A 19,988-nucleotide genomic window follows, 5' to 3' on the forward strand; every position below is an offset into this window, starting at 1 on the left:
ACTTCAGCTTTCCAAGATTTGAGTTCGGCTGAGGTCAAGACCCCAACCGAGCAATTCGTCTGCGCGGGATTGTGTCTTTGCCTCGATGTAGCATCGCAATTCGGGCGCGTTGCCGGACGCACGGAAGTGAACGACCTCTCCGTTGCAGGCGGTGATACGCACGCCGTCGCGATTGTCAATATCCGCGACGCCCCCGAGAACCTCGAAAAGAGTGCCGGCATAGACGGCATCCGTCGCCAGTCTCTTGAGGAAAGACGCGCTGTCTTCCGCCGACACGCCTTCAAGCCGGCCACTGGTCGCGGCAAGGAATCCGAACCCGGCCGCGATCTCGGCGAGCGGACGACCTGTCGCCGCAATCGTTGAAAGCGCACAGAGAATTGGCAACAGCGAATCCCGGGTCAGCAAGGCTGCGAGCGCGCGGCCATCCTTCTCGACGGATGAACCCAGAAGCACGCCGCCATTTGCTTCGAAGCCGACAACGCATTTCGCCCCTTGAGCGAGGGCCGCGCCGATGCCTTCGATAACATAGGGCGAGCCTATGCGTGTGCGCAGCACGGTTGCGAAATGCCCGCAACGCTCCAGGGCAGAATTGGAACTGACCGGCGTGACGACGCAATCGGCATCGAGAAAACGCGCCGTGATCGCGCCAATCAGGTCGCCGCGCACGAAACTGCCATGCGCATCCGCCACAAGCGGCCGGTCGCCATCGCCATCAGCGGACACGATGGCATCGAACGGCTCCGTCGCCGCCCAGCCTTTGAGAAGCGATAGATCCTCTTGCCTGAGCGCTTCGGTATCCACCGGAATGAAATGCGTGGACCTGCCCAACGGGACTGCCTCTGCCCCCAACGCACGAAGCATATCGACAATAATGTCCCTTGCCACGGACGAATGCTGGTAGACCCCGACCCGGAGAGCAGACAGGCTATCCGGTTGAAAGAAGCCAAGAAAATGAGCCCTGTAGCCTGCTGACGGTTCGGAACCCAGCTGTATGGGTTCAACTGACGGCTCTGGTCGATTGGCGACCTCCAAGCCTGCGTGGATTGCCACAATCTCAAGCTCATCGCGCTTGTCGATCTCGCCGTCCGCCCGGTAGAATTTGAGCCCATTCCTGTCGTCGGGAATGTGGCTGCCGGTCACCATGATCGCCGGAGCGTTTTTGCCGGTGGCATAAAGGGCGAGTGCCGGCGTCGGCAAGGCGCCGCAATCGACCGGCACCAAGCCGGCCTCGGCGATCGCGGCATGGACAATCCCTGCAATCTCTGGACTGGAAGAGCGAAGGTCACGTCCAACGAGGATCTTGTCGCCCGCGCTCAAGACACCACGCCCCAAAAGCATGCGTGCGAACGCAATTGTATAAGTGCGCGCCGGTGGTCCCCTGAGCTCGCTGACGAGACCGCGCAGCCCGCTGGTGCCGAACTTCAAAGCCACGGATAGCTACCTTTTTCCAGCAATGCCGCCCCGGCACGAATTGCGGCAAGGCCCCTCACCTGTCGCCGCCTGCGACAGCATGAAGGCTGGTGAGCGACACCATCGGACAGCGCGCTACTATAGATCAAAGCCAGCGACCTGATCTTCATATACAGGCAGTTTTTGCTTAGAGACCGCTAATATTACTGGGTACAGCCGGTTCTCATTGCCTCGAGCAAGGAGCATTCCTTTCAAGAAGCTCTCCGTGAATTGCCAAGCCCCCACCTGACACCCAAGTTGCCCGTGCTTAGGTTTCGCGCAATGGCTTGTCAATCTCGGACACAGGACCGAGTTCGATTTCAACACGCTGCAGGGGATTCAGGCGACTGCGACCGTGAAGGCTGCGGACCAAGCTACGGAATAGGCAAATCAAGCGCTGATTGAAACCGCGAGATCTTTACGGACGATCCAGGATGCGGCGCACGACCCGCTTGGTGGATTCTCGCCACTCCGGCGCGCTCCATCCAAATACGGCCGCGAATTTCGCGCTCGACAGCCGCGAATTGGCCGGGCGCCGCGCCTTGGTCGGATAGTCCCTGGTGGCGATATCGCGCACTTCAGCCCGGGGGCCGCCAGACGCCCGGCTTGTGTCCAGGATATGACGGGCAAAGCCGCTCCAGTTGGTCTCACCCGTGCCGGCCAGATGATAGGTACCGAACGCACTGACGCTCTTGTCGCCATGCAGCATCGCCGCCGCATGCAGGATGGCGTCGGCGATATCGAGCGCCGAGGTGGGATTGCCCCATTGATCGGCCACCACCGAAATCTCGTCGCGATCGGCGGCCAGCCGCAGCATGGTTTTGACGAAATTCCTGCCGAACGGGCTGTAGACCCAGGCGGTACGCAGGATCAGGTGGCGCGGGCCGGCAGCAGCCGCCGCCTGTTCACCAGCGAGCTTGGAGGCGCCGTAAACGCCGAGCGGTGCCGTCGCGTCGGTCTCGAGATACGGGCGAGAAGCGCTGCCATCGAAGACGTAATCGGTCGAAAGATGGATGATCGGAACGCCGAGCCGCGCTGCCGCTTCAGCCACTTTGCCGGCGCCGGTCGCGTTGACCGCGAAGGCCAGGTCGGGCTCGTCCTCGGCCTGATCCACCGCCGTGTAAGCGGCGGCCGACACCACGATATCCGGCTTCGCAACCGCAATGACATCGATGATGGTCTCGGATCTTGCCAGGTCGAGTTCCGGGCGGCCGATGGCGACGACCTCCACGCCGGGGTGCGCCTGGCCGACCTCCAGCAGGCTTGCCGCGACCTGGCCGTCGCGTCCGGTGACGACGAGCCTCACGCGCCACCCTTGCGCGCTTCGCCCAGTCTTTCACCGGCGTAGCGCTGTTCGCGGATCGGCCCCCACCACCATTTGTTGTCGAGGAACCAGTCCACGGTTCTGGCCAGGCCGCTGTCGAAATTCTCCCTGGGCGCCCAGCCGAGTTCACGGCCAATCTTGGAGGCATCGATGGCGTAGCGGCGGTCATGGCCGGGACGGTCAGTGACGAAGGAGATCAGCTCGCGATAGCGCTTGCCGCCGCTGCGGGGACGCCTGACATCGAGCAGGTCGCAGATCGTCTCGACGACGACGAGGTTCGTGCGTTCCGAATTGCCGCCGACATTGTAGCTTTCGCCAGGCTGCCCTTTCGTAGCGACGAGTTCCAAAGCCCGTGCATGATCCTCGACGAACAGCCAGTCGCGCACATTGGCGCCTGCGCCGTAGACCGGCAGCGGTTTTTCGTCGAGCGCGTTGAGGATGACGAGCGGGATCAGTTTCTCGGGAAAATGATAGGGGCCGTAATTGTTCGAACAATTGGAGAGCACGACCGGCAGGCCGTAGGTCTCGTGCCAGGCCCGCACCAGATGGTCCGAGGCTGCCTTCGAGGCGGAATAGGGCGAGGACGGTGCGTAAGGCGTCTCCTCGACGAACATGCCGCCGTCGAAAGGCAGATCGCCGAACACCTCGTCGGTGGAGACATGATGGAAGCGGAAGCGGCTTTTCCGGTCGTCGGCAAGGCCGCGCCAATATTCGAGCGCCGCATTGAGGATGCGGTAGGTGCCGACGATGTTGGTCTCGATGAAGGCGCCAGGCCCGTCGATCGAACGGTCGACATGGCTCTCGGCGGCGAGGTTCATGACGATGTCGATATCGTCACGGCGCAGTATGTCAAGCACAGCCCGCTCGTCGCAGATATCGGCATGGGCGAAGCGATAATTATGCGCGTTCTCGATCTGGCGCAGCGAGGCCACGTTGCCGGCATAGGTGAGCTTGTCGAGATTGGTCACCCGGTAGGCCGGATTGGCGCACAGATGCCGGCACACCGCCGAACCGATGAAGCCAGCCCCGCCTGTCACCAGGAAATTCATCAGGCAAACACCTCTGCGGCAGCAAGCATCGGCGCCTTAAGGTCCTTGTCCGAAAGCTGGAACCCGCCAGCGATGGACGGCCACTTGATACCGATGGCGGGATCATCGAAACGGATCGAGCGTTCATGCTCGGGTGAATAGGTGTCGGTGACCTTGTAGAGGACCTCGGTGTCGGGCACGAGCGTCACAAAACCATGTGCAAAGCCCTTCGGCACGAGAATCTGGTTGCCCCTTTCGGCCGAAATCTCGTGGGCCATCCATTTCCCAAAGCTTTTCGAACCGCGGCGGATGTCGACACAAACGTCCAGGACCCGGCCGCGGATCACGCGCAGCAACTTGTCCTGGGTGCGGGGCGCTAGCTGGTAATGGAGCCCGCGCAAGACACCTGCCGCCGCGGAATAGGAATGGTTGTCCTGCACGAAATGCAATTTTATCCCAGCCTGCGCGAATCGCTCGGCACTGTAGGTTTCCATGAAGAAACCGCGTGCATCGCCATGCCGCTTTGGAACGATTTCCAGCACGCCTTCGAGGCCGAGTGACCTGATCTCCAACGCTCAGCCCTCCGACAGATCGGCGACGCGCCGGCGCAGATAGGCGGCATACTCATTTTTTCCCAACCGGGTCGCGCGTTGCAGCACTTGCTCTGCCGTCAGCCAGCCCTGCTCGAAGGCGATCTCCTCCGGGCAAGCGACCTTGATCCCTTGCCGATGTTCAATCGTGCGCACGAAGGAAGACGCGTCGTTCAGACTGTCATGCGTCCCTGTGTCGAGCCAGGCATAGCCGCGCCCCAGCCGGTGCACGTGCAGCAGGCCGCGATCGAGATAGGCATTGTTGACCGCCGTGATCTCGAGCTCGCCGCGGGCCGAAGGCCGAATGGCCGAAGCGATGTCGACGACAGTGTTGTCGTAGAAATACAGCCCCGTGACGGCCCAGTTGGATTTCGGCTTTTGCGGCTTTTCCTCGATCGTCAGCGCGGTTCCGGTGGCCTTGTCGAAGGACACGACGCCATACCGTTCAGGATCATCGACACGGTAGGCGAACACCGAGGCGCCGGTGTCGCGCGACGCGGCGGTGCGGCAAAGCTGCGACAGCCCGTCGCCAAAATAGATGTTGTCGCCCAGAATCATCGACACGCTGTCCCTGCCGATAAAGTCGCGGCCGATGATGAAAGCTTCGGCAAGCCCATTGGGGTGCGGCTGCTCCGCATAGGAGATATCCAGCCCAAAATCCGATCCGTCGCCGAGCAAATCCCGAAAGACGGGCAGATCTCGCGGCGTCGAAATAACCAGGATTTCGCGTATTTCCGCGAGCATCAGTACGCTCAGCGGATAATAGATCATCGGCTTGTCGTATACCGGAAGAATTTGCTTAGAGACTGCCAGCGTGAGCGGATAAAGGCGCGTTCCACTACCTCCCGCAAGGATAATTCCTTTCAAGAAGCTCTCCCCGACATGCCCAAATCCCCTCGGCAGCAGTGGTAGCCATACTACACCCTGAAAAAGCTGCTGCCAGCGCCGGCTTATATCCTAGAGTCGTTACCAAAATACGCCTGGTACCACTCGACGAACCGCCCTACCCCGTCGGACACGGACGTGCCGGGGCGGTAGCCGACGGCGTCTTGCAGAGCCGAGGTGTCGGCGAAGGTGTCCGGCACGTCGCCGGCCTGCAGCGGCAAGAACTCGATGATGGCCTTGCGGCCGAGCGCGTTTTCCAACGCCTCGACATAGGCGGTCAGCTTCACCGGATTGTTGTTGCCGATGTTGAAGATGCGCCAGGGGGCGATGCTCGTTGCCGGGTCCGGATGGCCGGAATCCCAGGCAGGGTTGCCAGCGGCAGGACTGTCGCTGGCTCGGATCACGCCTTCGGCGATGTCGTCGACATAGGTAAAGTCGCGCGTGTGGTTGCCGTTGTTGAACAGCTTGATAGGCTCGCCAGCCAGGATGCTCCTGGTGAACAGGAACAGCGCCATGTCAGGACGCCCCCAGGGGCCGTATACGGTGAAGAAACGCAGCCCCGTGGTCGGCAGCCCGAACAGATGGCTGTAGCTGTGCGCCATCAGTTCGTTGGCGCGCTTGGTCGCGGCATAGAACTGCAGCGGATGATCGGCCGGACGGTGCTCGGAAAACGGCATGTCGGTGTTGGCGCCGTAAACGCTCGAAGTGCTGGCATAGGTCAGGTGCGCTATGCCGCCATTGCGGCAGGCCTCCAGCATGTTGGTGAAAGCGACGATGTTGCTTTCAACATAGGCGCGCGGGTTTTCTAGGCTGTAGCGCACCCCGGCCTGGGCGGCGAGGTGGATCACCCGGTCGAAGGCGTGGTCGGCAAAGCAGCCGTCCACGATGCCCCTGTCGGCAAGATTACCGTGGATGAAATGATAGCCGGAATTGGTGCTTCGGCTTGCCTCGGCCAGCAGCCGCAACCGCGCCTGCTTGAGCGCCGGATCGTAGTAGTCGTTGACGCTGTCGATGCCGACAACCTCGTCGCCACGCTGCAGGAGCCGCCTGGCGACATGATAGCCTATGAAGCCGGCGGCGCCGGTGACCAGAACCTTCATCGGAAGCGCCCGCCCTTGGGACTGGATCCCTGACGTCTATGGCACGCCAAGCTTACCGCAGACCTCAGGAGCGCTTCAGCAGCGACCACACGGCCGGCACAAGGCTGGCCGCCAGCGCAACCTTGATCAGGTCGCCGACAACGAACGGCACGACGCCGAACTGCCAGGACTTTTCCGGACCGATGAGCAGCGCCAGCCAGGCAAAGCCCATCGCCATCATCACCACCTCGGCAACCAGCATCGCGTTGAAAAGCTTGATCGGGTGGCGATCCCAGCCACGATCGGCGGCCCAGCCGACAATCGCCGCCATGACCACGAAGCCCGCGAGATAGCCACCCGTCGGGCCGACCATGTAGGCAAGGCCAATGCCCTTCTCAGGCGTGCCTTGGAAGACCGGGAAGCCCATCGCGCCTTCCGCCATGTAGAGCAGCAGCGTGGCGACGCCGAGGCGCATGCCGAAGGCGGCGGCGATCAGGAGGACGGCGAGCGTCTGCATCGAGATATCGACGGGGCCTAGCACCACTTTGGTCTTGGCCGACAAGGTCAGCAGCAGCGTTCCGGCAATCGCCAGGAAAAGCTGCGTTGCCAGTCGCGCCGCGCCTTCTTGCGGCAAAGCCAGAGAAACAAGCGGGCGCATCGTCGTTGCAGTTGCCATGGTCTTCCCCAATCCGGTCTGTCGCGATCCGATAATCGCGGTCTCAGCGTTTTCCTATATTGGCTTGCGTGCTATGCGGCAATCGGTTTTGCCGTTGCGGGAACAATGTGCCGATATGGCTCTCAAATTCGATACCAGCTTCGATCCGCGCTACGGCCAGGGCGTGAACGTGGCACCGGACGTACAGCGCGTCACGGTCCGGAATCCCAGCCCCTTCACTTTTCACGGCACCAACAGCTATATCGTCGGGCGCGACACGCTGGCGGTGATCGATCCCGGGCCTGACGACGAGGCACATCTTCAGACCCTGCTCGACGTGATCGCCGGCAGGCCGGTCAGCCATATCTTCGTCAGCCACACGCATCGTGACCATTCGCCGCTGGCGGCACGGCTCAAGGAGCGCACCGGCGCTACGGTGATGGCGGAGGGGCCGCACCGGCCGGCAAGGGCGCTGCATATCGGCGAGACCAATGCGCTCGACGCCAGCGCCGACACCGCTTTCGTTCCCGACATCGCGCTGCCAGACAATGTGTTGGTCGACGGCGACGGCTGGGCGATCCGCACGGTTCTGACCCCCGGCCACACCGCCAATCATGCGGTGTTCGCGCTGGAAGGAACCGGCATCCTGTTTTCGGCCGATCATGTCATGGCGTGGGCGACATCCATCGTCGCGCCGCCGGACGGAGCGATGGCCGATTACATGGCATCGCTGGACCGGCTCATCGCGCGCGATGACAGCCTGCTGCTGCCTGGCCATGGCGGGCCGGTGACCAAGCCGCGCGCTTTCATGCGCGGGTTGAAGACGCATCGCAAGATGCGCGAGCGGGCCATATTGGAGCGGGTCAGGGCCGGCGACCGGACCATTCCCGACATGGTCAAGGCAATCTATCGCGACACCGATCCCCGGCTGCATGGCGCCGCCGGACTGTCGGTGCTTGCGCATCTCGAGGACCTGGTGGCGCGCGGCATGGTGTCGACGGAAGCCGCCCCTGCCATTGACGGTATTTTCATGCTGGCTGGCTAATCCAAGACCTCGCCACGACCTTGCACCGCCCTGCCTCAGAACCGGCTGGACCGTTCTTCTGGTTGAGGCGACTTCAAACCCTGGCAAGAGCATTCCGGATCGGCCGGGAGTCGTGCGGCGGTTTCCAGCGCGACCCGCGAGGCTGTCATGGACAGGTTCGGCAACACGTCTTCCTGCAGCAATTGCTGGCGATTGCGGTCCATATAGTCGTTGAAGCCTGCCGTCACGAACGCCAAAGGCACGAAACACGCGCCGATCTCTCGCGACAAGGTGGCTTCGGGGGCGATCGAATGGTTGAGCACATCCGCCCCCATGCTCCGGAACGCCAGGGCCTCGGCCGGGGTCGTCAGCCGCGGCCCGTAACAGTGAGCGGCGACCAACTGCTGTTCGATGCCATGAACACGGCATTCGGCTGGCCAATGACGGCGGGCGGTTTCGACCAGAACCGCCGCGCATCTTGGACATACGATCTGCTTGCCCGAGCAGTCGAAGCTCTGGCGGCCAGGAAGCAGCGAAAACGGCGTCTGCGTCAGTTCGATAATATCGGCGTTCACCACCATGTCACCGGGCTTGATGGCCTTGTTGACGGCGCCAATGGTCGAGCAGGACAGGACCTGTCGGACACCCGCGCGCATCAACACCCAGAACGCGCGGCGATGGCAGGAATGATCGATATGGTCGCGGGGATTGCCGTGCGAATACATGCACAAGGCGCGTTTCGTTTTGCCTTCGGCGGTAATCGACGCATCGAACTCGAGCAGCTTCCAGTTGTCGGTGCGGCCGAAAGGCGTTTCAAAACTCATGTCGCGCTGCAAGGTGCGCACGCCGTCGACCGGGACATCTTCCGGGAAGGCAAGCCCCCAGTTTGCCGACCCGGTGATGATCGCCAACCCCACCTGGGGTATGTCCGTGGGTTGATCCGTCGGATCGGAGGTTGCGTGATGATGGGCAGGCATGTTTCCAGTCTCGGTCAGGATTTTTGGCGAAGGGTCACGATCAGGACGACGACCACGACGATGGCGGTCCACAATGTCGAGATCGCCGCGATGGTCGGATCGATCTGATCACGTAGCGACAGGAACATGAGCTTCGGCAGGGTGCTGTTGCGACCACTGGCGACGAAGATCGAAATGACGGACTCGTCGAGTGACGTCAGGAAGGCCATCAGTGTCGCCGACAACAGGCTGATTTGAAGTTGCGGAACGATTATTCCGCCGATGGCCCTCGCCCAGTCCGCACCAAGGCTGCGCGCCGCCTGGACCTGGTTCCAGTCAAAGCGGGCCACGGCAGGCAACAGCACAATGCACGCCACCGGAATGGCCAGCACCACATGTCCGACCAGCACGCCGAACAGCGTTCCGACCAGGCCTTGCGCCGCCAGCACGAAGAAGAGGCCGATCGCAAGCAGGATTCCCGGCACGATGGAGGGGGCGAGCAGTACACCTTGGATGGCTGAGGCGGTCTTTCCGCCGAGCCGGTTGATCGAGATGCAGGCCAGCAACCCTAGGGGCACCGCGACCATCGCCGTCAACGTCCCAAGGATCAGGCTCGTCCTCAGTCCGGCCATCCACGTCGCCGAACCGAAGAAATTCTCGTACCAGCGCAACGAGTATGCGCGCGGCGGAAACTCGAGAAGATCGGACGCCGAAAAGGAGAGTGGCACGACCACCAGCGTCGGCAGCATCAAGAAAGCCATTGCCAGCGCGGAAAAGCCCCACAGGAAGATGCGGGCCAGCCTGTTGTCGGGATAGGCTTCAAGCATGAGCCGCACCGACTTTGTTGCGCGCCACCAGTCGGCGCGCCACCAGGAACATCGCACCGACCAGCGCCATGAGAACGAGCAGCAGAATGCCCAGGACGCTCGCCGAACCCCAGTCCTGAAAGGTCGACAGCGTGCGCTCGATCCGGATGGAAAGAGGATTTACCTTGCCGCCGCCCAGCACCGCCGGCGTGATGAAAAAACCTATGGTGTAGATGAAAACGATCATCGAACCCGAGACGATGCCGCCGGCCGAAAGGGGCAGAATAACGGTGCGGATCGCCTGCCCGAGCGTCGCTCCCATGCTCGCCGATGCGCGAACAAGGTTTGCGTCGATATCGCGCATCGCGGCATAAACAGGCAGCAGAAAGAGCGGCAGCATGTAGTGGACCATGCCGATCAGCGTTCCCGTGAAGTTGTAGACCAGCGGCAATGGCTCCCCTGTCATTCCCGAGCCCGTCAAAGCCGCGTTGATCAGGCCATCGCGCCGCAACAGCACCAGCCAGCCATAAGTGCGCACCAGAATGGAGGTCCACAGCGGCAGCATGACGAAGGCCATCAGCAAATTGGCCACCCTTGGCCTGACGCTGGCCAGGGCGAGCGCCAGGGGGGTGCCTAGAAGGATGCAGAACGCCAGCGTCCCCAGGGACAGCTCAACGGTTGTTATGAGTGCCGACCATGTCAGTCCACTCGAAAGCACCTTCTCGTAGTTGCCGACAGTGTACTCGTCCCCCGTGGTCAGGAAGGACTGCCGGATAATCCAGAGGATGGGCAGTATCGCCCCCAGTCCGACGATGAGAAGCGCCGGTAGCGAAAGCGCAAGGAAGAACCGCCGTTCGCTTCGCGCATCGGCGGCGAGCGCAGGATCGGCGGCGATGGTCACGCTATCGCTCCCGGTATGGCGTGAGCTTTCGCTGCCGATGCAAACACGGTCACCCGCTGACCGGTGGCAAGCTCGGCGCAGCCGCCGGCAAGTGCCGACGGAATGCAGACAAGAACCTCCTGCCCACCGTCAGGTGCCAACGTCAAAAGCCAGTTCTCGCCGCGAAACGCCTTGGCGCGGAGCATTCCTTCGAGCGCCACTGCGCCTGGCCCGGCGAGCCTGGCATCCAGGTGGAAGCTTTCCGCGCGGATCATCAGGGTTTCGTGTGATGCATCGCCGCCGTCGATTGTGCGCACTGAGCCCGGGGCCAGAATGTTGGCCTCGCCCATGAACTGCGCGACGAAGCGGGTCGACGGACGATCATAAATTCGCTGCGGCGTATCGATCTGCTGGATGCGGCCGGAATTCATCACGGCAACCCGGTCGGACATGGTCAGCGCCTCGCGCTGGTCATGCGTCACATAGATCGTGGTTATCCCCAGATCATCATGCAGACGCCTAATCTCGTACTGCATGGTTTCGCGCAGATTCCTGTCGAGCGCCGACAGCGGCTCGTCCATCAACATCACGCGTGGTTCGAAGACGATGGCTCGCGCCAGCGCCACCCGCTGGCGCTGGCCGCCGGACAGCGCGGCAATGTTGCGCTCCGACAGACCTTCGAGCTTCACGCGGGCCAAGGTGTCAAGCGCCCGCTGCCGAGCCTCCGCTTTCGGCGTCTTACGCAGCGCCAACGGATACTCGACATTCGCCAGGACGTTCATGTGGGGAAACAGGGCATAGTTCTGGAATACGATGCCGATGTCGCGCTTGTTGGGGGCCAGGCGGGTGATGTCCCGATCCCCCAACAGAAGCTTGCCGGAATCGGGCCGGACAAACCCGGCCAGAGCCATGAGCAAAGTGGTCTTGCCCGATCCGGACGGCCCCAGCAGCGTCAAGAATTCGCCAGCCCGAATGTCGAGCGATACATCGTCCAGCGCGACGTAAGATCCATAGGTCTTGCGCACGCTGTCGATGGTGATCGGGAGCGACTTCATGAGGGCTCGAACGTCTAGAGCTGATGCACCATAGACTCAGCGACTCATCATTTCATCAAAGGCTTTTTGAGCGGCCTCGCCGTTCTTGACCCACCAGTCAGCGTTCGAAAACACCGAAGTGCCGGCGTTTTCAGGCGCTGTCGCCAGGGTTTTCAGACGATCTTTTGGGATAAGACCACCCTCATAGCCGGCAGGATTGACCGGACCATAGGCGATGAAGTCGGTCAGCTTCGCCACGCGTGCGGGCTGCGTCATCGCCGCGATGAGCTTCATGGCCGCTTCCTTGTTCGGCGCTCCCTTCGGCACTCCAAGGCAGTCCGTGCCGATGACGGAACCTTTGAATGTGTAGTCAACCGAGCCGCCATCCGCCTTCACCGTCTGGGCTCGCCCATTCCAGGTAACGACCAGATCCGCCTCGCCGTCCTTCAGCAATTGCGCCGACTGCGCTCCGGAGGTCCACCACACGGAGACACTCGGTTTGATCGCTTCAAGCCGCTTGATGGCGCGCGCCAGGCCCTCGGGCGTGCTGAGCGTGGGATAGACGTCCGCCGGCGCCACGCCGTCGGAGAGAAGCGCGATCTCGATCAGGTCCTGCGCATTGGCGCGCAGCGCGCGACGGCCCGGGAATTTGGCAACATCCCAGAACTCCGCCCAGGTCTTTGGCGGATTCTCGCCATAGGTCTTGGTGCTCCACGACATGACGGTGCCATAGGAGTCGAAAGGATAGCAGTAATCGGACTTTGCGCCGGCCGGCACGGAGTTGGGATCGATGATCTTGTAGTCAAGCGGCTCCAGCAGCGACTGGGCGGCCGCCTGGGCGCCTTCCGGCGAGCCGAGGTGGATGATGTCGGTGGTGACCGCACCCGCGGTGACCTGCATCTTCAAAGCGGCAAGGCCATCGCTCTGCGTTTCCTCGCGAACATCATAGCCAAGTTCCTTTGCGGCGGGGGCCCACATCGCCTCCTTCATGGCGTTGCCATAATCGCCGCCCGCGGTCGTGATGGTGACTGATTGGGCATAGACGGGCACGGCGGCCGAGACTGCGATCGCCGCCAACGAAATGCGTAGTAACCGGGACATGTGTTCTCCTCCAGGATTCGCCGAAATATCGCCTTATGTGGCCTTTTTTTGAAATCGTAACGTTACGATTACCGCGAAATGCCTCAGAGTCAAGCTGCTTTCAGGCGAACTCGGTCAGTTTCGGCGAGCCCGGATTTGACCCCCGGGTCGAATCCGGTAACGTTACGATGCCAAGCAAATCAGCCGGCGCTTTCGCAAATGAAGTCGGGCGACATGGCCAATCTAAAACAGATCGCGGCGGAACTTTCCCTTTCGGTGACCACGGTATCACGCGCGTTGAAGGACGGGCCGGAGGTGCATCCCTCGACCGTGGCGCGCGTCAAGGAGGTGGCGAAGCGGGTCGGCTATGTCCCGAACCATCACGGCCGCGCGCTGAAAACCGGACAGACCCTGACGCTGACGGCGGTGCTGCCGATGGAAACACGCGACTACCTGTCGGATCTCGCGAAGCTTCCTTTGATCGAAGGACTGACGCTGGCGGCGCGGCAAGCGGGCTATAGTCTGTCCATCTATTCCACCACGCCCGACGACGATCCCGTCGAAAGCGTGCAGCGCCTGCTTCAGGCGCACAGCGCGGACGGTCTGATCATCACGCGCATGGTCTCGGACGATCCGCGCGTCAGGCTGCTGCTGGATCAGGGCATACCGTTTGTCGCGTTTGGAAGAACCGACCTGGACATCGCCTATCCCTATGTCGATATCGACAATGAACAGATCGCCTATGAGGCGACCCGGCGGCTCATGGACAAGGGCTGTCGACGCATTGCTCTACAACTTCTCGTGCAGAAGGATCAGGCGAGCGCCACGCGTCTCGCCGGCTATAGAAGGGCGATGGCCGAGGCCGGGATCCCGATCGACCAATCGCTGATCGGTGACGGCACATTCACAATGGAATCGAGCGCGGCCTGGTTCGATCGCCTGCTGGCGTCGTCAGATCCTCCGACGGGCCTGGCATGCGCCAACGAACTGGGCCTTCTTGGCGCGTTGCACGCTCTCGGCAGACGGGGTCTGGTGCCGGGCCGCGACGTTCACATCGTCACCCGTGACAACACTCGTCTGGCGCGCTTCCTGCCGGCGAACATCGGCGTTCATTCCGTGGACATGGCAGATGTCGGGCACAAACTAATCGAGGTCCTCGAGAGCCGGATCGCCAATCCGCTTGGTCCGGTCGCGACGATCTTGCTGCAAGGCAGGTTCGAGCCGGCCGAATAGTCCGCTTGCAGACTGAAGCCACATTTGTGCGGCACTGCGCAAATCCGCCTGGCTGCAAGATGTTCTGGACTTCACTCGGCAGGCGCCGCTCCGACCTGGCCGGCGACCTCCTGATCCAGTTCCGCCAGGAAATCGGTGATGCGCTGGGCATTGTCGCCAAGGTCGTAGCGGCCGTAACGCGAAGCCGACCGCATGTCGACGATCACCGTATCGCCGTCGTCCGTCACCCGGATCGCGACATCGGCCGGAAGGCCAAGCACGAAGCCCTTGGCGACGGCGGTGATGGTCACGTCGCTTTGCCCGGCAAGGTCAGGATAGGGTTCGGAAAGCTCCCAACTGCGCCGGTCAAGCACGGTTTCGACGGCATTGACGATCGTCTCGAATGGCAGGTCGTAGCTGCGCGCGGTGACCAGCGGATAGCTGTCGGCCTGCAGCCGCTGTTCGCCCGGCGTCGATGGGACGAGCACATTCATGTCCTTCGTCCGGTCGCTGACGTCGAGCGCGGGCGGATCATCGAAATCGGTCGTGATGTCCCGGAGCGGCGGATAGATCGTCGCCCAGTAGGCGGCGACGCCATAGGGGATCAGCACCAGCAGTGCCAGCAAGGCGCCGACGGTCAGGTCGCGGCCACCGCGGTCACCAAATTTCCATAGCCTCGAAAAGGCAAAGGCGGCGAACAGCAGCGCCAGCGCCGCCAGCAGCGCGACAAGGCCCAGCACCCACAGGAACACCGGCGTTTCGATGAGATCGAAGCGGTGGCCGACAAAGTCGGTCAGCAAAAGCACCGCTGAAAATGCGCCGGTGCGCCGCGACCAGCCGGCAGCCTTCGACGTTCGCCGTTCGGGAATGCTAACCATTGTTCTCTGCGTTGCCCCAACCCGGACGGAGGTTTAGTGAATTTTCGCGGCGGCTTGAAGCCGAAACACGCAACATCCCGTCAATCCGTCGGCAAGCGATAATCCCTGAACTGCTGGCGCAAGGTGATCTTCTGGATCTTGCCGGTGGCGGTATGCGGTATTTCGCCGACGAAAGCGACATCGTCGGGCATCCACCACTTGGCCACCTTGCCATCCATGAAGCCGAGAATCTCCGCCTTGGTCGGCTCCTTGCCCGGCTTGGCAACGACGACCAGCAAGGGCCGCTCGCCCCATTTCGAATGATGGACGCCGATGGCCGCTGCTTCCGCCACGTCCGGATGGCCGACGGCCAGATTCTCAAGGTCGATGGTCGAAATCCATTCGCCGCCGGACTTGATGACGTCCTTGGCCCGATCGGTGATCTGCATGTAGCCGCCGGCATCGATATGGGCGACGTCTCCGGTGTCGAACCAGCCGTCCTCATCGAACTGCTCCGCACCGACGCCACCGTAATAGGCGCGGGCGACGGCCGGTCCGCGCACCTTCAGGCGGCCAAAGGTCTTGCCATCCCAGGGTTGCGGATTGTTCTCGTCATCGGTCACCTTCATTTCGACGCCGAAGGGCGGATAGCCCTGCTTCTGCTGGACATCGAGCCGGGCCGCGCCCTGGAGATCGTCATATTCGGGCTTCAAGGTGCACAGCGTGCCGAGCGGCGACATTTCGGTCATGCCCCAGGCATGGATGACCTGGACGTCGTAATTGTCCTGGAATTTCATCATGATCGCGCGCGGGCAGGACGAGCCGCCGATGACGACCTTGTTCAGATAGGGCAGCTTCTTGCCGGTCTCCTCCAGATATTGCAGCAGCATCATCCACACGGTTGGCACGGCGGCGCTGAAGGTCACCTTCTCGGTGTCGAGCAATTCATAGATCGAGGCGCCGTCCATCTTGCAGCCGGGCATGACCAGCTTGGCGCCGATCATCGGGCCGCTCTGGCCAAGGCCCCAGGCATTGGCGTGGAACATCGGCACCACCGGCAGGATCGTGTCGCGCGACGACAAGCCCATCGCGTCGGGCATGGCGGCGATCATGGCGTGCAGCACGTTCGAGCGATGGCTGTAGACGACACCCTTGGGATCGCCCGTCGTGCCCGATGTGTAGCACATGCCGGCGGCGGTGCCTTCGTCGAAGGTCTTCCAGGCGAAATCGCCATCGACCTCGTCAAGCCAGTCCTCATAGGCGACGGCATTGGGCAAGGTCGTTTGCGGCATGTGCGCCTTGTCGGTCAGCACAATCACCTTTTTCAGCGATTTGACGGCACCGGCGATCTTCTCGAGCAACGGTATGAAGGTGAGGTCGACGAAGACGGCCTTGTCCTCGGCATGGTTCATGATCCAGATGATCTGCTCGGGAAACAGGCGCGGATTGAGCGTATGATAGATCGCGCCGACACCCATGATGCCGTACCAGGCCTCGATATGGCGCGCCGTGTTCCAGGCCAGCGTGGCGATGCGGTCGCCCAGCCCATAGCCGTCCCGCTCCAGCCGCTGGGCAACCTTGAGGGAACGACGATGAATGTCGGCATAGGTGGTGCGTACGATCGGTCCCTCGATCGAGCGCGACACGATCTCGCGCACCCCATGCTGCCGTTCAGCGTTGTCGATAAGCTTGTGGCACAGCAGCGGCCATTCCTGCATCAGCCCCAGCATCTCGTTCCTCCTCCCTCGCGCATTTTGCGTCGTAGCTTTGGCGCATTGTGAAGCGAACCGTCGGATTGTCCAGTCACCCGCTTGCGCGGGACACGAATTTCAGAGCCCGTTCCGCAACGGCAAGCGTTTGAATTCTGGTATGTTTTGGATTTCAGGCTGCTGATCCCTCGTGCCATCGAGATGGCAGGAGGGTCCAAACCACCATTGCTGCGGCATTGCCTTGCGAAATGACCGGGAAATCCGCCACAATCCGGCCATCGTCCGCGTTAAGTTTCGTTAACGGGCAAAGGGGTGCGATTGGCGACTGAAAGAGGTTCGCATGGACACGCAGCTCGACGACAAAGTGCTTGAGAGCACACTTGCCGAAAGCCTGGCCGATCTGGGGCCGGACGAAAAGACTGTTTCCGAAGACGAATTTGTTGAAGTTGTCGGCGGCGCGCTCGAAGCGGTCGGCGGCACGCTGCTTTTCAAGATGTGCGTCCAGAACGAAGGAGAAGGCCAGCACGTCGCGGCGGCGTCCGTCGGCGCTGGTGGCAATCGCCAATTCCTTCTGCTGACATTGCCGACCGGCGGCGGCTCGCTGAAAGTCGAGACCGTTTCGAGGAGCAGCAACCCGGTGGCGGGCATCGCGGCCGCCTATGCCGGACTGATGGACGCATTCAAGACCGCCGCCTGAGCCTCGGCGGACGCCCGAAAGCGCTGTAGCGCCACGCCTCGGCGACCGGCGCCGGTTTTCGTGATGTGAACGGACCTTGCGCAACAGCCTTACCCGCCACACCTTACGGGGCGAGGTAAGGAGAAAACAGCATGGACAAGATCGCCAACCCGGCACCCGGTTTCCAGCGCAATCCCGACAAGATCATCACCATCGAGCCCTATATCGGCACCGTCACCGTGCGCGCCGGCGATACAGTCATCGCGTCATCCAGCAAGGCCAAGGTGCTGACGGAGGCTCCCTATTCCCCGGCCTTCTACATTCCGTTCGCCGATATCGATTTCGACAAGCTCAGCAGCACGCAGCACTCGACCCATTGCCCCTACAAGGGCGACGCCAGCTATTGGAGCGTGCTGCCTGCCGGCGAAACCGGTCAGAATGCGATGTGGGCTTACGAGCGGCCCTTCGACGAAATGACCGAAATCCGCGACCACGGCGCGTTCTACGCCAGCAAGGTCAGCATCGAAGCCGAGCCGGGCTGAACGCTCCGACCCGAACGCATCGGGGTGCGTTGAGATTCAGGTCAGGCGCACCCTTAGTCGGTGGTGCCGTGATTGCCCGTGCCATCGGCATCGTCGAGGCGCACGAAGGTCATGCCCTTGTCCTTGAGCGCCAGCAGGCCCTGAACCACGCCCTCGCCGGCAGCGTGGGTCGGCTGGTTGATGTGGGCGATGATGACGTCACCGTCCTTGGCCGCGGCGATACGCCTGGTGGTTTCCTTGGCGCCCAGCAGCGAGCCGCCATCGCCATTGATCGAGAAGCCGGCGATCTTGAAGCCGAGCTTGCGGATCATCGCGATTGCCGAGGGGCTGTATTCGGCGGTCGCGCCGCGGAACCATTTCGGTGCCGGCTCACCGGTCCTGGCAAGCGCCGCGGCCCCCGACTCGACCTCGGCCAGCACGGCCTCCGGGCTGCCGGCGCTCTTTATGCCATAGATCTTCTGCGGCGTGTCGACCGCAGGGATATGGCGCCCGCCGTGATTTTCCAGTTCGAAAAGGTCGGGATGCGCCCGCATGATCTCGACCGCCGCGGCGTTGCGCTTCAGCCAGATGCCAGTGACGAAAATGGTGGCCGGGATCTTGTTTTCCACCAGCGCCGAGAGAATGCGTGTGTCGGTCTGTCCGCCGCAGGCATCGAGCGTGAGCGCAACGCGGCCGGCTCCGCTTGCCGCGGGCTTGATGCGCAGCGTCGGCTCGACCAGAGTCGCGGCATGGGCGCTGGATACCACCGCCAACGACATGGCAATCATGCAGAGATGTCTTTGCAGCAGACGCATCAAACCGAATTCCTGACTTGCGATTTTTGAAGACCGTTGATTTTCGAGACTGGCGATTTCAAGCCGGTATCCAAAGACCCGCATGAAGGCGGAAATCGGGACGATGGATAGCAGAAAAATGCCTGGCGCGGCAATTTGACCGCCCGCGTGGTTGCACGAGCCATTCGGTAGCCCTCAACGATTGATCGCCGTTCAGACAGCGCGTTCCCGCCTCATCTCTGTGCGCGCCAGGAGCTCGCGCGCCGCTTCGACGACAGGCTTCACCTCCAGGCGCCACACGCAGCACGCCTTGCTGGGGTCCTTCGGGCGGCACAAGTCCTTGGCCACACAGTCGCACGGCATCGGCGGCCGCAGCGCGATGCTGGGCACGCCGACAGGCCCCCAGCGCGACGGATGCGTCAGGCCGAAAAGCCCGACAACCGGCGTGCCCGTGGCGGCCGCCATATGCATCGGGCCGCTCTCATTGCCAAGAAACAGCCGCGCCTGTTTGAGGACAGCCAGCAAAGTCTCGAGCGATAGCGACCCGACAAGGTCGACGACCGGCGCCGCCGTCCTGGCTATGATCCGCGCGGCGGCCTCGCATTCGTCCGGCCCTCCCACCAGAGCAATGCCCAATCCGCTGTCGGCTACGATTTCGTCGATGGCCTCGGCAAACCGTTCCGGCTGCCACTGCCGGCCCTTGAAGCTCGCGCCCGCATGCACGGCGATGAAGCCGTTTGGGTTGAGACGATGCTTGCCCAGAAGCGCCAGGGCTTTCAGGGTCTCCGATGGCAGCGGCTGAAGGCTCGGCACCGTCACACGCAGATCGATGCCGAGCGCCTCAAGGGGCGAAAGATAGCGATAGACAAAATGCTGGCCGCCAAACCCCTGCGGTTTTGCAAACAGATTGGCGGGCTGCCGCTCCAGGAGCTTCAGCGGCCTTTCGGGAGGATTGTAGCCGACCCGCGTCTTTGCGTTGACGAGCCCGCTGACCAGGCGCGAGGTCTTGGAATCGGTCAGGTCGATCGCCAGATCGAAGCGGAAGCCGCGCAACTCCCGCACCATGGCATAGAGCTCTTTTGCGCGCTCAAGCGGGGAGCCGCGCATGCGGGATCGGCTGAACGTGACCACTTCGGAGGCGATGCCATGCGCGACCACGAAGCTTTTGAAGCGCGCTTCGCAAAGGAAGACGATCCTGGCGCCGGGGAATTCGAGCTGCAGGTTCCTGGCGAGCGTCGAGGCGAGGACGATATCGCCGATGAACTTCGTTTGAATGACCAGGATCGAGCGGAACGGCGCGGGTGAGATCTGCAACATGTGATTCCGGGGACAATTGGCGGGCCGTCCGCAAATTGGGCAGGAACAATGTCGAGATTACGCAATACCTTCAGCACGTTCGCGTGAGTTTTCATACAAAACCGTAAGCTTT

20 protein-coding genes are annotated in these 19,988 nt (G+C 62.2%); 4 read left to right on the forward strand and 16 right to left on the reverse strand.

Annotated elements, in window-relative coordinates:
- Window positions 1–3 precede the first annotated feature (3 nt).
- From AC0V8S_RS29935 to AC0V8S_RS29965, 7 genes are all read right to left on the reverse strand, one after another.
- Window positions 4–1,431: a phosphomannomutase gene (locus AC0V8S_RS29935; protein ID WP_475435060.1), complete on the reverse strand. Its 1,428-nt coding sequence runs from the start codon at window positions 1,429–1,431 to the stop codon at window positions 4–6.
- A gap of 436 nt (window positions 1,432–1,867) precedes the next feature.
- Window positions 1,868–2,755: a dTDP-4-dehydrorhamnose reductase gene (gene rfbD / locus AC0V8S_RS29940; RefSeq protein ID WP_475435062.1), complete on the reverse strand. Its 888-nt coding sequence runs from the start codon at window positions 2,753–2,755 to the stop codon at window positions 1,868–1,870.
- Window positions 2,752–3,822 carry a dTDP-glucose 4,6-dehydratase gene (rfbB, locus tag AC0V8S_RS29945; RefSeq protein ID WP_475435063.1) on the reverse strand — a complete coding sequence of 357 codons (1,071 nt, stop codon included), beginning with the start codon at window positions 3,820–3,822 and terminating at the stop codon, window positions 2,752–2,754. Before rfbB ends, rfbD begins: the two co-directional genes overlap by 4 nt.
- Complete coding sequence (rfbC, locus tag AC0V8S_RS29950) at window positions 3,822–4,373, reverse strand: dTDP-4-dehydrorhamnose 3,5-epimerase (RefSeq protein ID WP_183457548.1); 552 nt, start codon at window positions 4,371–4,373, stop codon at window positions 3,822–3,824. Before rfbC ends, rfbB begins: the two co-directional genes overlap by 1 nt.
- 3 nt (window positions 4,374–4,376) lie before the next feature.
- Entirely contained in the window at window positions 4,377–5,258 is an 882-nt protein-coding gene (rfbA, locus tag AC0V8S_RS29955; protein WP_183457546.1) for a glucose-1-phosphate thymidylyltransferase RfbA, read from the reverse strand.
- A gap of 83 nt (window positions 5,259–5,341) precedes the next feature.
- A complete protein-coding gene (locus AC0V8S_RS29960) occupies window positions 5,342–6,376 on the reverse strand; it encodes an NAD-dependent epimerase (RefSeq protein ID WP_475435066.1) in 1,035 nt (344 codons plus the stop codon).
- A 64-nt stretch (window positions 6,377–6,440) separates the two neighbouring features.
- Window positions 6,441–7,031, reverse strand: a complete 591-nt coding sequence (locus tag AC0V8S_RS29965) for a biotin transporter BioY (RefSeq protein ID WP_183457542.1) — start codon at window positions 7,029–7,031, stop codon at window positions 6,441–6,443.
- A 115-nt stretch (window positions 7,032–7,146) separates the two neighbouring features.
- Between AC0V8S_RS29965 and AC0V8S_RS29970 the strand changes: the two genes are divergently transcribed.
- The gene (locus tag AC0V8S_RS29970) at window positions 7,147–8,055 is read left to right on the forward strand and encodes an MBL fold metallo-hydrolase (RefSeq protein ID WP_183457540.1); all 909 of its coding nucleotides are present in this window, start codon (window positions 7,147–7,149) and stop codon (window positions 8,053–8,055) included.
- 35 nt (window positions 8,056–8,090) lie between these two features.
- Here the strand turns inward: AC0V8S_RS29970 and AC0V8S_RS29975 are convergent, their stop codons facing one another.
- The 5 genes from AC0V8S_RS29975 to AC0V8S_RS29995 are packed head-to-tail and all read right to left on the reverse strand — an operon-like array spanning window position 8,091 to window position 12,811.
- On the reverse strand, window positions 8,091–9,011 hold the full coding sequence (locus AC0V8S_RS29975; protein WP_183465205.1) for a phosphorylase family protein: 921 nt from the start codon (window positions 9,009–9,011) through the stop codon (window positions 8,091–8,093).
- A gap of 14 nt (window positions 9,012–9,025) precedes the next feature.
- A complete protein-coding gene (locus AC0V8S_RS29980; protein ID WP_095198630.1) occupies window positions 9,026–9,817 on the reverse strand; it encodes an ABC transporter permease in 792 nt (263 codons plus the stop codon).
- Complete coding sequence (locus AC0V8S_RS29985; protein WP_475435069.1) at window positions 9,810–10,697, reverse strand: ABC transporter permease; 888 nt, start codon at window positions 10,695–10,697, stop codon at window positions 9,810–9,812. The genes AC0V8S_RS29980 and AC0V8S_RS29985 overlap by 8 nt, the downstream gene beginning before the upstream one ends.
- Window positions 10,694–11,731 carry an ABC transporter ATP-binding protein gene (locus AC0V8S_RS29990; RefSeq protein ID WP_183457538.1) on the reverse strand — a complete coding sequence of 346 codons (1,038 nt, stop codon included), beginning with the start codon at window positions 11,729–11,731 and terminating at the stop codon, window positions 10,694–10,696. Before AC0V8S_RS29990 ends, AC0V8S_RS29985 begins: the two co-directional genes overlap by 4 nt.
- Before the next feature lie 36 nt (window positions 11,732–11,767).
- On the reverse strand, window positions 11,768–12,811 hold the full coding sequence (locus AC0V8S_RS29995; RefSeq protein WP_183457535.1) for an ABC transporter substrate-binding protein: 1,044 nt from the start codon (window positions 12,809–12,811) through the stop codon (window positions 11,768–11,770).
- 198 nt (window positions 12,812–13,009) lie between these two features.
- On the opposite strand from AC0V8S_RS29995, the gene AC0V8S_RS30000 reads away from it, so the two are divergent.
- Complete coding sequence (locus AC0V8S_RS30000; RefSeq protein ID WP_475435072.1) at window positions 13,010–14,023, forward strand: LacI family DNA-binding transcriptional regulator; 1,014 nt, start codon at window positions 13,010–13,012, stop codon at window positions 14,021–14,023.
- A 71-nt stretch (window positions 14,024–14,094) separates the two neighbouring features.
- On the opposite strand, the gene AC0V8S_RS30005 is transcribed toward AC0V8S_RS30000, so the two are convergent.
- On the reverse strand, window positions 14,095–14,880 hold the full coding sequence (locus tag AC0V8S_RS30005) for a DUF1499 domain-containing protein (RefSeq protein ID WP_475435074.1): 786 nt from the start codon (window positions 14,878–14,880) through the stop codon (window positions 14,095–14,097).
- An 80-nt stretch (window positions 14,881–14,960) separates the two neighbouring features.
- Entirely contained in the window at window positions 14,961–16,589 is a 1,629-nt protein-coding gene (locus tag AC0V8S_RS30010) for a fatty-acid--CoA ligase (RefSeq protein ID WP_475435075.1), read from the reverse strand.
- A 319-nt stretch (window positions 16,590–16,908) separates the two neighbouring features.
- Between AC0V8S_RS30010 and AC0V8S_RS30015 the strand changes: the two genes are divergently transcribed.
- Both AC0V8S_RS30015 and AC0V8S_RS30020 read left to right on the forward strand, forming a co-directional pair.
- Window positions 16,909–17,265, forward strand: coding sequence for a hypothetical protein (locus tag AC0V8S_RS30015; protein ID WP_095198636.1), 357 nt, complete (start codon window positions 16,909–16,911; stop codon window positions 17,263–17,265).
- Between the two features lie 131 nt (window positions 17,266–17,396).
- Window positions 17,397–17,786, forward strand: a complete 390-nt coding sequence (locus AC0V8S_RS30020) for a DUF427 domain-containing protein (protein WP_183457529.1) — start codon at window positions 17,397–17,399, stop codon at window positions 17,784–17,786.
- A 53-nt stretch (window positions 17,787–17,839) separates the two neighbouring features.
- Here AC0V8S_RS30020 and AC0V8S_RS30025 read toward each other — a convergent pair whose 3' ends face one another.
- Together AC0V8S_RS30025 and AC0V8S_RS30030 are read right to left on the reverse strand one after the other, a co-directional pair.
- Window positions 17,840–18,580 (reverse strand): polysaccharide deacetylase family protein, encoded by a 741-nt coding sequence (locus tag AC0V8S_RS30025; protein ID WP_475435078.1) that lies wholly within the window; start codon window positions 18,578–18,580, stop codon window positions 17,840–17,842.
- A gap of 192 nt (window positions 18,581–18,772) precedes the next feature.
- A complete protein-coding gene (locus AC0V8S_RS30030) occupies window positions 18,773–19,876 on the reverse strand; it encodes a glycosyltransferase family 9 protein (protein WP_475435080.1) in 1,104 nt (367 codons plus the stop codon).
- Window positions 19,877–19,988 lie beyond the last annotated feature (112 nt).

This window comes from Mesorhizobium oxytropidicola, from assembly GCF_056174625.1.

Bases quoted from the DNA above. Each gene is read 5' to 3' on its own strand.
- rfbB (WP_475435063.1), bottom strand. From the start codon at position 3,822: ATGAATTTCCTGGTGACAGGCGGGGCTGGCTTCATCGGTTCGGCGGTG.
- AC0V8S_RS29960 (WP_475435066.1), bottom strand. From the start codon at position 6,376: ATGAAGGTTCTGGTCACCGGCGCCGCCGGCTTCATAGGCTATCATGTC.
- AC0V8S_RS29965 (WP_183457542.1), bottom strand. From the start codon at position 7,031: ATGGCAACTGCAACGACGATGCGCCCGCTTGTTTCTCTGGCTTTGCCG.
- AC0V8S_RS29970 (WP_183457540.1), top strand. From the start codon at position 7,147: ATGGCTCTCAAATTCGATACCAGCTTCGATCCGCGCTACGGCCAGGGC.
- AC0V8S_RS29975 (WP_183465205.1), bottom strand. From the start codon at position 9,011: ATGCCTGCCCATCATCACGCAACCTCCGATCCGACGGATCAACCCACG.
- AC0V8S_RS29980 (WP_095198630.1), bottom strand. From the start codon at position 9,817: ATGCTTGAAGCCTATCCCGACAACAGGCTGGCCCGCATCTTCCTGTGG.
- AC0V8S_RS29990 (WP_183457538.1), bottom strand. From the start codon at position 11,731: ATGAAGTCGCTCCCGATCACCATCGACAGCGTGCGCAAGACCTATGGA.
- AC0V8S_RS29995 (WP_183457535.1), bottom strand. From the start codon at position 12,811: ATGTCCCGGTTACTACGCATTTCGTTGGCGGCGATCGCAGTCTCGGCC.
- AC0V8S_RS30000 (WP_475435072.1), top strand. From the start codon at position 13,010: ATGAAGTCGGGCGACATGGCCAATCTAAAACAGATCGCGGCGGAACTT.
- AC0V8S_RS30005 (WP_475435074.1), bottom strand. From the start codon at position 14,880: ATGGTTAGCATTCCCGAACGGCGAACGTCGAAGGCTGCCGGCTGGTCG.
- AC0V8S_RS30010 (WP_475435075.1), bottom strand. From the start codon at position 16,589: ATGCTGGGGCTGATGCAGGAATGGCCGCTGCTGTGCCACAAGCTTATC.
- AC0V8S_RS30015 (WP_095198636.1), top strand. From the start codon at position 16,909: ATGGACACGCAGCTCGACGACAAAGTGCTTGAGAGCACACTTGCCGAA.
- AC0V8S_RS30020 (WP_183457529.1), top strand. From the start codon at position 17,397: ATGGACAAGATCGCCAACCCGGCACCCGGTTTCCAGCGCAATCCCGAC.
- AC0V8S_RS30025 (WP_475435078.1), bottom strand. From the start codon at position 18,580: ATGCGTCTGCTGCAAAGACATCTCTGCATGATTGCCATGTCGTTGGCG.
- AC0V8S_RS30030 (WP_475435080.1), bottom strand. From the start codon at position 19,876: ATGTTGCAGATCTCACCCGCGCCGTTCCGCTCGATCCTGGTCATTCAA.